This window comes from Anaerovirgula multivorans (assembly GCF_900188145.1).
Taxonomy (GTDB): Bacteria; Bacillota; Clostridia; order Peptostreptococcales; family Natronincolaceae; genus Anaerovirgula; species Anaerovirgula multivorans.
On record NZ_FZOJ01000002.1, the window covers coordinates 94963 to 108787 of the forward strand.

The following is a 13825-nucleotide window of genomic DNA, read 5'->3' on the forward strand; positions in this document are numbered from 1 at the left end:
CCTATACCGCTTGCTGTTTTCGCTGGACATTGTATACAAATTGTTGAAAAAGATATTTAGATTCCATCGGTCCCGGTGATGCTTCTGGATGGTATTGTACACTAAATATTGGTAAATATTTATGTCGAATGCCTTCTATCGTTCCATCATTTAAATTTCTATGTGTTACTATAATTTCTTTTGGATTCACGGTGTTTTCATCTACCACATAACCATGATTTTGTGAGGTAATGTACACTTTGTTTGTCAATAAGTCCTTAACAGGGTGGTTTCCACCTCGATGCCCATATTTTAGCTTATAGGTTTCTGCCCCAAAAGCTAAAGATAATAGTTGATGTCCCATGCAAATTCCAAACATAGGCTTGTGGTGCATTAGTTTTTTTATGTTTTCTACGGCTACCATCAAGGTTTCAGGATTTCCAGGTCCATTCGATAAAAATATTCCCTCCACCCCTAACTTCATGATCTCCTCCGCTTTGGTGTTATAGGGTAGGACTGTAATGTGACAATCATAGCCCTTTAAAGTTCTAAGAATATTTTGTTTTACCCCAAAATCCAATAATGCTATATGGGGTCCCTGTCCCTCGATCACGTAGGGCTTTGATGTAGATACTTCCTCTGTATAGTTCTTATTTTGTATATCCTCTTGGTTCATTTTTTCTAGGGCCTCTTCTTTACTGGTCATAGAAGTGGTAATCATTCCCTTCATAGTTCCTTGCTCTCTTAAGTGCTTTACTAGCTTTCGGGTATCAACACCCTCTAAACCCATAATATGATGTTTTTTAAAGTATTCATCTAAGCCCATCTCACTTTTCCAGTTACTAGGAGTTTTGCATAGCTCTCGAACAATAAGTCCTTTTATGGAAGGTTTAGCCGATTCTATATCCTCGCTGTTAATTCCGTAATTTCCAATCATAGGATAGGTCATCACCAATATTTGTCCGTTGTAGGAGTTGTCGGTAAAAATTTCTTGATAGCCTGCCATGGAGGTATTAAATACTACTTCTCCTACCTCCTGTTGCAAGTCTCCAAAGGTCTCTCCCTCTAGAACCATTCCATCTTCTAAAATCAAATAGCCCTTCATTTTTATACCTCCAATTCCTGAAAAATTTTGTCTAAGATCTCTACTGTCTTTTGTATATCTTCTTTCTCTATAATAAGGGGCGGTAAAAATCTTAATACCCTTCCAGCTGTACAGTTAATAAGAATCCCTTCATGAAAAGCTTTTTCTACAATGGAGGCTCCTTCAAACTCTAGCTCTAGACCTACCATCAAACCCTTTCCCTTTACTTTCTTTACCCATGGATACTTTATAATCAGATGTTGCAGCTGATCATGAAAGTATTTCCCTTTGTCTTGTACCTTCTCCCACAGTTTTTTCTGCAAAATATAATTCATGGTTCCTAATGCTGCAGCAGAGGCTAAGGGGTTTCCTCCGAAGGTGGTACCATGATCTCCAGGGCTAAAGGCTTCTGCTGCCTTATCCTTAGCAATCACTGCACCTATTGGAAATCCGCTGGCTAAAGCCTTTGCTATGGTCATAATATCCGGCTCTATTCCATAGTTTTCATAGGCAAATAGTTTACCTGTTCTTGCAATTCCACACTGTACTTCGTCAAAAATCAGTAGGATGTCTTTCTCCTCACACAGATTTTTTACTTCCTTCAGAAACCCCTCCTCTGCAGGGGTCACTCCTCCTTCTCCTTGTATGGGCTCTAGCATAATACCACAGGTTTTTTCTGAAATAGCTGCCTTGAGGTCATCTATATCATTAAAGGTTGAAAATTTAAAGCCCTCCGGGATAGGACCGAAGCCCTCTTGATACTTTTTATTGTGGGTAACACTTAATGTGCCTAGAGTTCTTCCATGGAAGGAGGTAGTCATAGCAATAATTTCATTTCTACCTTCTCCATACTTCTTGTAGCTATATTTTCTAGCAAGCTTAATGGCTCCCTCGTTGGCTTCTGCCCCACTGTTGCAGAAAAAGGCTTTATCTCCAAAGGAATTTTGTACCAATAATTTTCCTAGTTCCACCTGTTCTTTAATCCAGTAGATATTTGCTACATGCACTAGCTTCTCCACCTGATCCTTTACAGCATTGGTAAATGCTGGATGGCTATGTCCTAAGCCGCAGGCTCCTAAGCCTCCTATCATATCCAAATAGGTGTTGCCCTCTGTATCTGTCAAATAGCAGCCTTTTCCTTCTGTGAAAGCTACTGGTATACGTTTATAGGTATTCATGGTATATTGATTTCCATCTTGTATAATCATATCTATCATTTGAAACTACCCCCTTCAGTTTGTAATCATGGTTCCGATACCTTCATTTGTAAAAATTTCTAACAGTATAGAGTGGGGTTTTCTTCCATCGATAATATGAGCTCTTTCTACACCGTGGCTTACTGCATCATAGCAGCATTCTACCTTTGGAATCATTCCTCCACCAATAATCTGATCTTCTATATACTTTCGAATCTCATTTGATTTAATGTGGGATATAATAGAGTTCTTATCCTGTTGATCCTTCATAACCCCCTTAACGTCAGTGATTAATATCAGCTTCTTTGCCTGCAGTGCTGCCGCCAGCTTCCCTGCCACTTCATCGGCATTGATATTATAGGTTTCCCCCTCTTTACCATAGGCAATCGGTGAAATAACAGGAATATATCCTTTATCGGCTACAGTCTTTATAAGGCTAATATCTATTTTTTCTACCTCTCCCACCAATCCCAGCCTAGGATCCCTTTGTTTTGCTCGAATCATATTGCCATCCTTTCCGCTGATACCAATAGCCTTTATTCCATTACCATTGATAAGAGAAACAATCTGGCGATTAATCTTTCCTAAAAGTATCATTTCAGTAATCTGCATGGTTTCTTCATCCGTCACCCTAAGACCATCAATGAACTTCGGTTCTTTTCCAAATTTCTTCATCATCTCACTGATTTCAGGGCCTCCACCATGAACCACTACTGGATTCATACCAACATATTTCATTAGGACAATATCTTTAATTACTGTATGCTTTAATTCTTCATTAATCATGGCATTACCGCCGTATTTAATCACTACCGTTTGATTATGAAAGGCTTTAATGTAGGGTAGGCTTTCCATGAGCACATTTGCTTTCTGACATGGTGATAAATTCATTTATAATTTCCTCCTAAGACCGATAAGCACCGTTTATTTTTACGTATTCATAGGATAAGTCACAACCCCAGCCCTTTGCCTTCTCTACCCCTGCATGTAAATCCACTAATATTTTTAGCTTCTTATGCTTTAGAATATTTTCCATCTCATCTTCTTTGTAAGCAGTTCCTTGGCCTTCTTCAACGATTTTCAACATGGCATTCTCATTACCTAAATAGACAGTAACCTTTTCCATATCTATGTCTACTCCTGAATAGCCAATACTGCATACAATCCTTCCCCAGTTACCGTCTTCTCCAAAGAAGGCGGTTTTCACTAGATTTGAATTTAGGATGCTCATTGCAATATCTTTTGCATCAGCAAAGGATTTGCTATTTTGCACCTCAACCTCTAGAAACTTGGTAGCCCCTTCTCCATCTGCTACGATAGTTTTTGCTAAAAACTCGTTAACATAATGGAATGCTTCTTTAAACTTATCTATTTCGGGATGGTTTTCGTCTAGCATAGCATTTTCCGCCATACCATTGGCCATCGCATTTACCGAATCATTGGTACTGGTATCTCCGTCTACTGTAATCATGTTGTAGGTTCGATCCACTGCATGCTTTAAAAGCTTTTGTAAAAATTCTCCTTTTATCTTGGCATCGGTGGTCACAAAGGCCAGCATGGTTGCCATGTTTGGATGAATCATTCCTGATCCCTTGGCAATCCCTGCGATCGTTACCTCTTCACCGTCAATTTCTAGTGATACAGCAATTTTCTTCACCCCAGTGTCGGTAGTAAGAATGGCTTCTGCAGCATCTAGACCGCCTTCATAGCTTAATACCTTTGTAGCCTTATTAATCCCCTTTAGTATAGTATCCATCGGTAGAGGAACACCGATTACTCCAGTAGAAGCAACTAAAATGCTTTCAAAGGATAAATTCAACCCCTCAGCTGCAGCCTCTACCATCTTTTTAGCATTTTCGTAACCCTCTTTACCGGTACAAGCATTGGCATTTCCACTATTTACAAGGATTGCTTGTGCTTTTCCACCCTGTATGTTTTCTTTTGATAGCTTTACAGGAGCAGCACAGGCCTTATTGGTGGTAAACACTGCAGCTCCTTCTGCTAATACATCACTTACGATAAGGGCTATATCTTTATTTTTCTTTTTAATCCCTATATGAATCCCGCAGGCCTTAAACCCCTTTGGCGAGGTAATATCCCCATCAAAAACTTGAAACTTTTCCATTTAAATTCTCCCCCTCTTTATGGCCACATAGCTGTCTGCTGTAGACCTTCATCTATATTGAATCCAAACATTAAATTCATATTTTGTACCCCTTGACCAGCGGCACCCTTTATGAGATTATCGATAGCACTGACAATGATGATGTTATTGGTTCTATCATCGATTTTTATACCGATGTCGCAATAATTGGAGCCAGATACTGCCTTTGTTTGAGGATACTCATTTTCCTCAAGGAGTCTTACAAAAGGTTGTTCTTCGTAATAGCTGTTATAGATTTCTTTTATATGTTGGAGCTTCGTCTCTTGTTTATTAGGTATATAAATCGTACTTAGTATTCCTCTTGTCATAGGAATGAGATGAGGTGTAAATTGTATCCTTATCTCTTCTCCTGCAGCTATTGAAAGTTCCTGTTCTATTTCTGGTATATGTCGATGTACGCCAATGCTGTAAGCCTTTAGATTTTCATGACACTGTGCAAAGAGATTTCCATCAGCAGGTGTTCTTCCAGCACCTGATATCCCAGATTTTGAATCTATGATTAGATTCTCAGGAATAATAGCATTTTCTTTTAACAGCGGATATAATGGCAACAATATGCTAGTGGGATAACACCCTGGATTTGCTACTAATTGAGCTTTGCTGATTTCATCTTGATAGATCTCACTTAAACCATATACTGCTGCATGAAGCTCTTCAAGAGCTTCATGCTTAGTTCCATACCACGTTTCATAGGTTTCGAAGTTCTTAATCCTAAAATCCGCTGAAAGATCGATTACCTTTTTCTTTTTTTGATAAATTTTTTTTACAGCCGGTTGACTTAAACCATGGGGTAAGGCACAAAACAATAAATCAATATCATCTAAATTTTCTTCCAAATTTATAGAAATACATTGATCTGTAACCACATTCCTTAGATTTGGATATACCCTGCCATAATCCATTCCAGCATAGCTTCTGGAATCTAAAAAACTAATTTCTACTTCTTTATGATGATGCAAAAGCCTCGTAAGCTCAGCTCCTACATATCCTGTTGCTCCGACAATTCCTACTTTTATCATGTCCTCACCTCTTGTTAATCAGTTTTTATATTTATAATCCAAATAGAATATTTATTTATTGTAAATAATTATACATCTATATTAATATTTATTCAATGTTTTTTTATGTTTTTTCATAAAAAAAACGCGAATCTTTTTGATCCACGTCTATCATTTCCTTTATTTACTTTTTAAACCAAGTCTTTTTCTTTTTATTAGGCAATAGCTCTGTAATCAGTGATAGAATCTGAAAGATATCTCTTATAGGCTCTAATATGTCTTCACTAATTCCTTGAGCTGCTGAAGCTGTATACTCCACCGTTTCTTCTATGTTTTTCACAACACCTTGTACATGCTTTATCTCTTCGTTCACCACGCCTGTGATTTCTTCTACATTATGTAACACCTTAGGTATTCGTTCCATAGTTTCGTCAATATGCTTTTCATTTTTTGCAATCATTAGTCTAATCTGTTTCAACGTCTCATTGACTTTAAGCAGCATGGTAACTAATATGACAAACAGCGCGATACCTAAAAGTGCAAACAAGATGGTAAATAATTGTCCTAAGCTAATGGTTATGGTTGAATCCATCTTACACCCGCCTTATCTTATGTTTTTTTATGAATCCTTATGCCTCTTCCTTGGCTAGCTCTTCCTTCTCTAATTGTAATTCCTCATCTTCCACTACATTAGGTTGACAAGATGGCTTTACTTTTTCTTTAAGAGTGCAAATTTTTTCAGAAAAAACTTCTTTTTTATCTTCATATATTTCCGATAGCTTTTCCTTACCTTCTGCTAAATTCACCTCAAGCTTTTCTTTTCCTTCTATCACACTGGTTTGTAGATTTTCTTTTATTTTCTCTAATTCTTCCTTCGTTTTTTTTCTAGTATTTTCTCCCTTATCTGGAGCAAAAAAGATACCAGCTAATCCTCCAAAAAAAGCACCTAGTGCTAACCCAGCAGTCATAGCCTTTTTCTTTTCCTCTTTTTTCTCCTTTTCTGCTCTTTTAGGATCTAATAGCTGTTTTATTTCTGCTGTTTTTCTCTGAAAATCTTTCAAATTCATATTCCCACTCCCCTTTTTTATTCATATAATTGGATATTATACTAATTATACCCTAAAAAGTTTGTCAGAAACAATCATCCCATAAAAAAAATCTTGCCCTTTATAAGGCAAGATTTTTATTGAGATTTTATATTCTAAAGTTTTCATGATATCCATTAACTTCTAGCAAAAGATTCCTTCTATAAATGGCATATAACTGCTTTAGCTGTGTAATCTTTTCTGACATCTCTAACTGTAGTGCCGAAACTAAATCATAGTTTTCTTCTTCAACCGCTTCTCTTATTAAGGTAAAGAGAGATTTTCTTTCTAGGCTATCCTTCATTAGATAATTTCGCATAGCATTAACCTTCTCCCAATTTACCACATCTAAATCTGTTACATTTTCAGCTCCATGAAGTTTCTTGCAGTTTCTTACTAATATCATATTATCTACGATGATTCTTCCTATTAGTTCCATAACCCATTTATCTAAAATAGATATTGTGTATGAGTTTACAATGACTTCACTGAATACATCTCCTTCAAACAATATTTCCTTTTTAGCTTGATGATTTGCAAAGCCTTTTAGGTTATCCCACACTGTAGCTGGCGGTTTTCCAAATAGTACTGTTCTTTCTTCCTCTGTATAGTCTTCAAATACATCTTCCTCACTACGGTAAGCTCGATCTTTCTCTAAATAAAACTTATCCTCTCCTGCCTTTTTAGAAAATTCCATCTCTAAGCTCTTACTATCCATTTTGCTCTCAACTGCTGCTTTAATACCATTTAACATAGTTTGGTAAGCAGCTGCTATCGTTAAGTATGAATTGGATGTTGGGTTTGGTGCTCTTAACTCAAATCTTGTAGCCAATGGATTGTTATTATCTCTAACTAAACCTACCAACACTGTACGATTTCTTGAAGGTATCTCTGTAGAGTGACCAACTGAGGCTACAATACATATAGGTGCTTCAAATCCAGGTTTCAAACGATTGAAGGCATCATTGGTAGCGGTAACAAAAGGATTGACAACCTCATAGTTTTTCAATAATCCCATTAATGCTCCCCAGCCAATAGAGCTTAAATAATTGCTTTTCATATTGTTTGGTGCAAATATATTTACATACTTTCCGCTTTTGAGTCTCATGCTAGCACCTAGATGAGCATGCTTACCACTTCCTGCAACACCCTCTATTGGTTTTGCCATAAAGGTTACTTCTAATCCATGGCTTTCGAATATTTCCTCAATTAATTCTCTAATAAACAACTCATTATCGGCACATTGTAGAGCAGTACTGTATTTCCAATCTATTTCTAGTTGCTCCATAACATGATTTAATTTTCCTGAAATACCTATCTTGGCTGTAACGCCACCTACCTCTTTATGTCCCATTTCTGGTTCAAACCCATACTTATCCATCAAAATAATGGTTTCCTCTAAAGCAGTTCTTACACTACCCTTAGTTTTCTTCCAATATTGCTCCTTTAACATCTGAGAAGTAGAAAGCTTTTCTTCATCAGCATAATCTTCGGGAGTTTTTACCCAAAATTCCAATTCGGTTGCAGTTGTTAATGTAACTTCTGCAATATCATCTACAGAAGATATATTTAGTTCTTCTAATAAATGAGGATAATCAGTAAATAATCCCTTCACTTGGTGAGTAAAATAATCAACTGTTCTTTTTAAGATTGATCTTGAATCTACTTTTTTTGCGTTATGTTCTATAAATGCTGGTATCCTTAAGGTACCAACAGGCAAGCCACTTTCATCATGGAAGTGATCGTAGTTGTAGTCAATGAACCAGGTTACATCTAAATCCGGAATTAAATCTACCTTTGCATTATTTAATGTTGCAATTCCTTGCAACATTACACTGGATCCATCGGTTTGAACACCATTACTTAGAAATTCTTCCATATCCTCTAGAAACAAAGAAATAGGAATTTTTTCGTCTGTATCGTTTCCCCCTAAATCTACCGCTACTACTGATACAAACTGAATGTTGGGATGTGCTTTTAAAATCTTTGTCAGTGTTTCTCGACTATGGGTGGATTTTTGTAAAGAATAAATCATTGGCTGTGAAATCAACTCTTCCAAACTTGTATGCATAAACATACCTCCTTATGTACTATTTTCGAATATTTTTATAGTCGTGCCCTTCATTTGTTCGTAATGTACCGAAATCTATTAAGTATAATTTGAATTTTAGTATTTATTATACAATAACTACAATTATTTGTAAATAGAGAAACATTTGAAATCTTTTTATGTTTATACAAATAATTTAATCCTTATGATTATTATTCAGCAATTTCGCAAAAAATAATTAGAATTTAAGGAATTACCAAATAAGCCCTTAAATTCTAATATTTGTTTTAACCTTCTTATGATATTAAGAACATCATGAGCTATGTCAGCAGTAATCATCCTCTCACTTTTTTAACTTCTACTGAAGATCCAAGGAGACAATACACCTGCTAGAATTGCTAATAAAGTAATGACAATAATAACCTTTCCTCCAGGATGTGCACAGTTGATGGTCCATCCGATACCAAATCTTTTTTCAATAAATAGACTTGGATCCTCTGGATTATAATAGAACATGCCCCATTTCCATAAATTGTCATCCTCTCTATCGATCACTGTATTATTTATCCCTTCTTCAGTCTCAACCTTTATCCTGTTACCACTTTGCCCGGTTTTAACCGCTACAAATATCACACCTACTAACGGAATTCCGATCCCTAAACCATGGGCAAGGAGGTTACCTATTAATGAAGGTCTAATTATTTGCAATACATTTAATTGAATTAAACCGAATTGTAGATTCATTGCAACTAATGTAACTAGTAGATAGATCATCCAATATCTCTTTGCAATTTTGTTTTGAAGTGAGGAGGTTTTAGGTCTAGCAGCGCTAATACTGGGTCTCACCCTCTTAATTGTCCAATAGATAAAAAAGAACAATGATGTCATTCCTGCCTGGATTAAAGGCAATCCAAAGGCTGCTCTAAAGCTTTTATCGCTGTACCCCATAGGCTGCCCACTAAAATCAAACCGTGTTGGAATTTGATCAGATAAATGAGGATATTGAATCATGGTAAAAAACAAAGTGAAGATGAAGATACTAATAGGTAACCAAAACCAGTGAACTGCAGGAAATTTATCTTGATATCGATGAGACGTATCTACAATCACCATCTGTTTTTTGTTTGCTGTCCAACCCTTATCTTTTTTCAATTTTTTTGCTTTATTGTGGGCATATAGGTAATTGATAGACATCACACCAATTAATATAAAAATTCCCCAATTTGAATAATCAATATTTTCAGTTTTAAAAGTTGCAATATTTAATAAAAAACTTATCAATAAGGCTGAAATTCCATAATTTCTTTTATAAACTTTTCTTAAGGCTACTACTTCTTCCCAATCACTTACATCTTCTGGTATAACAACTCCAAAAAGTAAAGTTTTCTTTATAAAGTTTGGCATAAAGTAACCAATTAGCACTAAAGGTATATATACAGTAAAAAGATTTAATAAAAATACAAATAGAAACATATTATTTTACCCTCCTTGTATCATAACGCTCATAATCTTTCAAAATCATCTCAATAAATTCTTCCTTTGTTACACCCCTTAAGTAAGCCTCAGCAGTAGTAATTTTCATAAAATCTTCTAAGCTTTCCATATACTCCTGTGTTTTTTCTACCTTTAAATCAGGATTAACCATAACCCCGCTCTTTCTATGGATGACCACCCACCCCTCTTGTTTTAGCTGATTATATACCTTGTTGACGGTATGAAAGTTTATACCTATATCTGCAGCCAATTGCCTTACAGAAGGCAGATCCTCACCAAGTTTTAATTCTCCCAATGCAATACTTCTAATCATTTGGTTCTTAATCTGTTGGTAAATAGGAATTTCCGATTCAAACTGTATTTGTAAAAACATATTACCCCTCCACATTTTTTATATCTGTTATATTTAGCATATAACAGATATAAAAAATGTGCAATACTTTATTTTGAATTTTATAAGTTCTCTATTCAACTGCAGAACTTAATTTTGATATACTAAGGGCTACATTTGCAGCCCATGGTTTTGGGGGAAACCGCGGCGACGTGTATTTTTATTAAGGTTTAAACTTAGCACTTTCTACTTCAAAGTACTACATGAAAAAACTACAAGAATTAGGTATGTCGGTTCCCTTAGTAATGATGATTAAAAGAGCCTGTTTACCATATCAGTAAACAGGCTCTTTTCTATATAAAGGGGAGGGGTCTTACTATTTTAGTGAATACTCTTTTGATTTTGTTTATATTCCTATTGTCCCATGATTAAGTTTGGTATAAACAATGTTAGCTGTGGAACAAAGGTTAATAGCAGAAGCATGATAAACATGACAGCATAGAAGGGCATCAATGATTTTAGCACATCTTCAATTTTACATCCTGCGATAGAACAGCCCACAAACAGTGTAGACCCTACTGGTGGTGTAATTAAGCCAATACCTAGGTTTAGCATCATTACAATACCAAACTGAACAGGATCCATGCCTACACTTGTTACCACTGGTAGTAAAATCGGCGTTGTAATCAGAATCAATGGAGCCATATCCATAATCATGCCTAGTGCTAACAAAATCATATTTACAATAATGAGGATTACATATTTATTACTAGATATCGATATTAGGGTTTCCGTTACTAGTGCTGGAATTTTCAGGTATGCCATCATATAACCAAAGGCACTGGAGGTTGCAATAACCGCTAGAACCATAGCCAATGTTTTTAATGAGGTTCTTAGAATTTTTCCCATTCTCTTTATAGGAATATCCCTATAGACAAAAAAGGTGATAAAAAATGCGTACACTGCTGCTATAGCTGCGGATTCAGTGGCAGTAAAGATCCCAGTCGTAACGCCTCCGATAACAATAACAGCGGTAAATAGACCAAGAATACTCTCTAATGAAATTTTCAACCCATCTTTAAAGGAAAATCGCTCTCCCTTTGGATAGTTTCTTTTAACAGCTACAGCATAGCTTAAAACCATTAATGCTAAACCTAGTAGCACCCCTGGAAGAAACCCGCCTAAAAACAATCTACCCACCGATAATCCTCCAGCTGCTAAAGAATAGATAATAACATTATGACTAGGTGGTATAATTACCCCTTGTGTAGAAGAGGTGATGGTTACATTGACAGAGAAGTCTTTATCATATCCTTGTTTCTCCATCATAGGAATCATGATAGCTCCAATAGATGAGGTGTCAGCAACGGATGATCCAGATATCCCGCCAAAAAACATGCTAGCCAAGACATTTACCATAGCTAAACCGCCACGAAGTCTACCGATAATTACATTAGAAAATTTAATTAATCTCTCTGATATTCCTCCTTCTCCCATGATTTCTCCAGCAATAATGAAGAATGGAATAGCTATTAATGAAAAGGAATTCAATCCCTTTACCATCTGCTGCCCAATTACCATAGGTGGTATTCCTAGATATAATGCTGTAACCATAGTTGATAATCCCAAGGAGAAAGCAATAGGAACCTTTATGATTAATAAAATTAAAAATGATACTAATAATAACGTTATTGCTGGTGCATTAATAATCATAGTTCCACCCCCTCTTTAGAAGTTAATTCATTATTTTCTTCAGTAGTTTCTTCAATACCAAATATTTGTGCTAGCGAATAACAGATAATCATCACGCCACAAACAGGTACCATTAAATAACTGGTAGAAGCTGGCCATTGGGTAGCTGGCAAGGTTGAACCTCCTGTAGCCTTAACCAATTTTGCTCCATACACAGCACAAAATAGTCCAAATCCACAAACCAGCACTTGATCCAGCTTAATAATAATTTTTTGCAATGACGGTGGCAATAAGCTTACAAAGTATTCTATACTAAGATGAATTCCCTTCCTAACGCCAAGAGCGATACCTATAAATCCAAACCATATCATGAGAATAAGAGAAACCTCTTCAGCCCATCGAGGAGAGGTATTTAAGATTTGTCGAGAAAACACCTGATAGGATACAATTAAAGTCATAGCCACCAAAAAAATCATGCCTATATATTCTAGTAAGTTACTAGTTAAGTTCAATATCTTTTTGATAGCCTTCATCCTTCTTCATCTCCTTTTTAAAGGGTGAAGAACAGGCTTTTCCTTTATTCTTCACCCTTTAACTTCATATTCTAATATTATCCTTCGATGTATTAAGTCTTACTTATTTTGTGTTAATAATTCTTTCGATTAAATCTTCATATCCTGCACCAAATTCCGCATACATAGATTGTACTGCATCTTGGAACTCTTGATTGCTTTCTAATCTTGTAATAACAGCTCCTTTAGCAACAACTGCTTCTTCCGCTGCTGCTTCTTCCTTAGCCCACTCTACTCTTTGGAATAAAGATGCTTCTTTAGCAGCTTCTTTGATAGCTTCTTGATCTTCAGCAGATAATTTATCAAAGGTCATTTTGCTTACTAAAATCACTTCAGGTGCTCTTGTATGCTCATCAACTGTATAGTACTTAGCAACTTCGTAATGACTTGTTGAGAAATAACTTGGCCAGTTGTTTTCTGCCCCATCGATTACACCAGTTTGTAATGCACTATACACATCTCCAAAAGCCATTGGAGTAGGTACTGCTCCTAATGATGTTACTAAATCCATCATTAGCTTACTTTCTTGTACTCTGATCTTCATACCTTTTAGATCCTCTACAGACTTGACTTCTTTCTTGGTGTTATAGAAATTTCTAGCTCCGCCATCAAACCAAGTTAAACCCAGAAGATTATTTTCTTCTAATGATTCAAGAAAATCATCTCCAATTTCTCCATCTAACACGTTAAACATATGATCTACATCTCTGTATAGGTATGGTAACATCAATATACCTAATTCTTTATTAAACTCACTTAGTGGTGAAATACTTGTACGAACAAAATCAATAGCTCCAAACTGTGCCTGCTCGATTGTAGCTTTTTCGTCTCCTAATACTGCTCCAGGATATACTTCAACTTTAACTCTACCTTCTGTCTTTTCTTCTACTAATCTAGCAAATTCTCTATCAGCTTCTACTGTTACGTAACCATCATTGTGGGTATCAGCTAATCTTAGTACGATTGTTTCTCCATTACTTCCATCGTCGCTTCCAGCATTGGTCTCTGGTGTCTCAGCAGGTGCTGGACTGTTAGATGAACATCCTGCTAACAAACCTATTACTAACACTGTACACATAAGAAGTATCATTGATTTTTTCATTTTCATTCTTTTCTTCCCCCTTAATACTTTTATAATTATATTTTTCTCATCTAAAGTGTACTATTTCGGAAAACGTTT

Annotated in this window: 13 protein-coding genes; all 13 read right to left on the bottom strand. The window is 36.0% G+C overall.

Annotated features, from left to right (window positions below):
* Window position 1 precedes the first annotated feature (1 nt).
* Entirely contained in the window at window positions 2-1084 is a 1083-nt protein-coding gene (carA, locus tag CHB72_RS02605; RefSeq protein ID WP_089281319.1) for a glutamine-hydrolyzing carbamoyl-phosphate synthase small subunit, read from the bottom strand.
* 2 nt (window positions 1085-1086) lie between these two features.
* Window positions 1087-2280, bottom strand: a complete 1194-nt coding sequence (locus CHB72_RS02610; RefSeq protein ID WP_089281320.1) for an aspartate aminotransferase family protein — start codon at window positions 2278-2280, stop codon at window positions 1087-1089.
* Between the two features lie 15 nt (window positions 2281-2295).
* On the bottom strand, window positions 2296-3150 hold the full coding sequence (gene argB, locus CHB72_RS02615; protein ID WP_089281321.1) for an acetylglutamate kinase: 855 nt from the start codon (window positions 3148-3150) through the stop codon (window positions 2296-2298).
* A 13-nt stretch (window positions 3151-3163) separates the two neighbouring features.
* The gene (gene argJ / locus CHB72_RS02620; RefSeq protein ID WP_089281322.1) at window positions 3164-4384 is read right to left on the bottom strand and encodes a bifunctional glutamate N-acetyltransferase/amino-acid acetyltransferase ArgJ; all 1221 of its coding nucleotides are present in this window, start codon (window positions 4382-4384) and stop codon (window positions 3164-3166) included.
* 17 nt (window positions 4385-4401) lie between these two features.
* A complete protein-coding gene (gene argC / locus CHB72_RS02625) occupies window positions 4402-5442 on the bottom strand; it encodes an N-acetyl-gamma-glutamyl-phosphate reductase (RefSeq protein ID WP_089281323.1) in 1041 nt (346 codons plus the stop codon).
* A 163-nt stretch (window positions 5443-5605) separates the two neighbouring features.
* On the bottom strand, window positions 5606-6013 hold the full coding sequence (locus tag CHB72_RS02630) for a DUF948 domain-containing protein (RefSeq protein ID WP_089281324.1): 408 nt from the start codon (window positions 6011-6013) through the stop codon (window positions 5606-5608).
* Between the two features lie 37 nt (window positions 6014-6050).
* Entirely contained in the window at window positions 6051-6488 is a 438-nt protein-coding gene (locus CHB72_RS02635; RefSeq protein WP_089281325.1) for a YtxH domain-containing protein, read from the bottom strand.
* Between the two features lie 127 nt (window positions 6489-6615).
* Complete coding sequence (locus CHB72_RS02640) at window positions 6616-8577, bottom strand: type I glutamate--ammonia ligase (protein ID WP_089281326.1); 1962 nt, start codon at window positions 8575-8577, stop codon at window positions 6616-6618.
* Between the two features lie 330 nt (window positions 8578-8907).
* On the bottom strand, window positions 8908-10029 hold the full coding sequence (locus CHB72_RS02645) for a DUF1648 domain-containing protein (RefSeq protein ID WP_089281327.1): 1122 nt from the start codon (window positions 10027-10029) through the stop codon (window positions 8908-8910).
* Window position 10030: 1 nt separating this feature from the next.
* Entirely contained in the window at window positions 10031-10423 is a 393-nt protein-coding gene (locus CHB72_RS02650) for a GntR family transcriptional regulator (RefSeq protein ID WP_089281328.1), read from the bottom strand.
* Window positions 10424-10795: 372 nt separating this feature from the next.
* Window positions 10796-12094 (bottom strand): TRAP transporter large permease, encoded by a 1299-nt coding sequence (locus tag CHB72_RS02655; RefSeq protein ID WP_089281329.1) that lies wholly within the window; start codon window positions 12092-12094, stop codon window positions 10796-10798.
* Window positions 12091-12606, bottom strand: a complete 516-nt coding sequence (locus CHB72_RS02660; protein ID WP_089281330.1) for a TRAP transporter small permease — start codon at window positions 12604-12606, stop codon at window positions 12091-12093. The genes CHB72_RS02655 and CHB72_RS02660 overlap by 4 nt, the downstream gene beginning before the upstream one ends.
* Window positions 12607-12709: 103 nt before the next feature.
* Complete coding sequence (dctP, locus tag CHB72_RS02665) at window positions 12710-13753, bottom strand: TRAP transporter substrate-binding protein (protein WP_242975011.1); 1044 nt, start codon at window positions 13751-13753, stop codon at window positions 12710-12712.
* Window positions 13754-13825 lie beyond the last annotated feature (72 nt).

Bases quoted from the DNA above. Each gene is read 5' to 3' on its own strand.
- carA (WP_089281319.1), bottom strand. From the start codon at position 1,084: ATGAAGGGCTATTTGATTTTAGAAGATGGAATGGTTCTAGAGGGAGAG.
- CHB72_RS02630 (WP_089281324.1), bottom strand. From the start codon at position 6,013: ATGGATTCAACCATAACCATTAGCTTAGGACAATTATTTACCATCTTG.
- CHB72_RS02640 (WP_089281326.1), bottom strand. From the start codon at position 8,577: ATGCATACAAGTTTGGAAGAGTTGATTTCACAGCCAATGATTTATTCT.
- CHB72_RS02635 (WP_089281325.1), bottom strand. From the start codon at position 6,488: ATGAATTTGAAAGATTTTCAGAGAAAAACAGCAGAAATAAAACAGCTA.
- dctP (WP_242975011.1), bottom strand. From the start codon at position 13,753: ATGAAAATGAAAAAATCAATGATACTTCTTATGTGTACAGTGTTAGTA.
- CHB72_RS02650 (WP_089281328.1), bottom strand. From the start codon at position 10,423: ATGTTTTTACAAATACAGTTTGAATCGGAAATTCCTATTTACCAACAG.
- CHB72_RS02610 (WP_089281320.1), bottom strand. From the start codon at position 2,280: ATGATAGATATGATTATACAAGATGGAAATCAATATACCATGAATACC.
- argB (WP_089281321.1), bottom strand. From the start codon at position 3,150: ATGAATTTATCACCATGTCAGAAAGCAAATGTGCTCATGGAAAGCCTA.
- argJ (WP_089281322.1), bottom strand. From the start codon at position 4,384: ATGGAAAAGTTTCAAGTTTTTGATGGGGATATTACCTCGCCAAAGGGG.
- CHB72_RS02655 (WP_089281329.1), bottom strand. From the start codon at position 12,094: ATGATTATTAATGCACCAGCAATAACGTTATTATTAGTATCATTTTTA.
- argC (WP_089281323.1), bottom strand. From the start codon at position 5,442: ATGATAAAAGTAGGAATTGTCGGAGCAACAGGATATGTAGGAGCTGAG.
- CHB72_RS02660 (WP_089281330.1), bottom strand. From the start codon at position 12,606: ATGAAGGCTATCAAAAAGATATTGAACTTAACTAGTAACTTACTAGAA.
- CHB72_RS02645 (WP_089281327.1), bottom strand. From the start codon at position 10,029: ATGTTTCTATTTGTATTTTTATTAAATCTTTTTACTGTATATATACCT.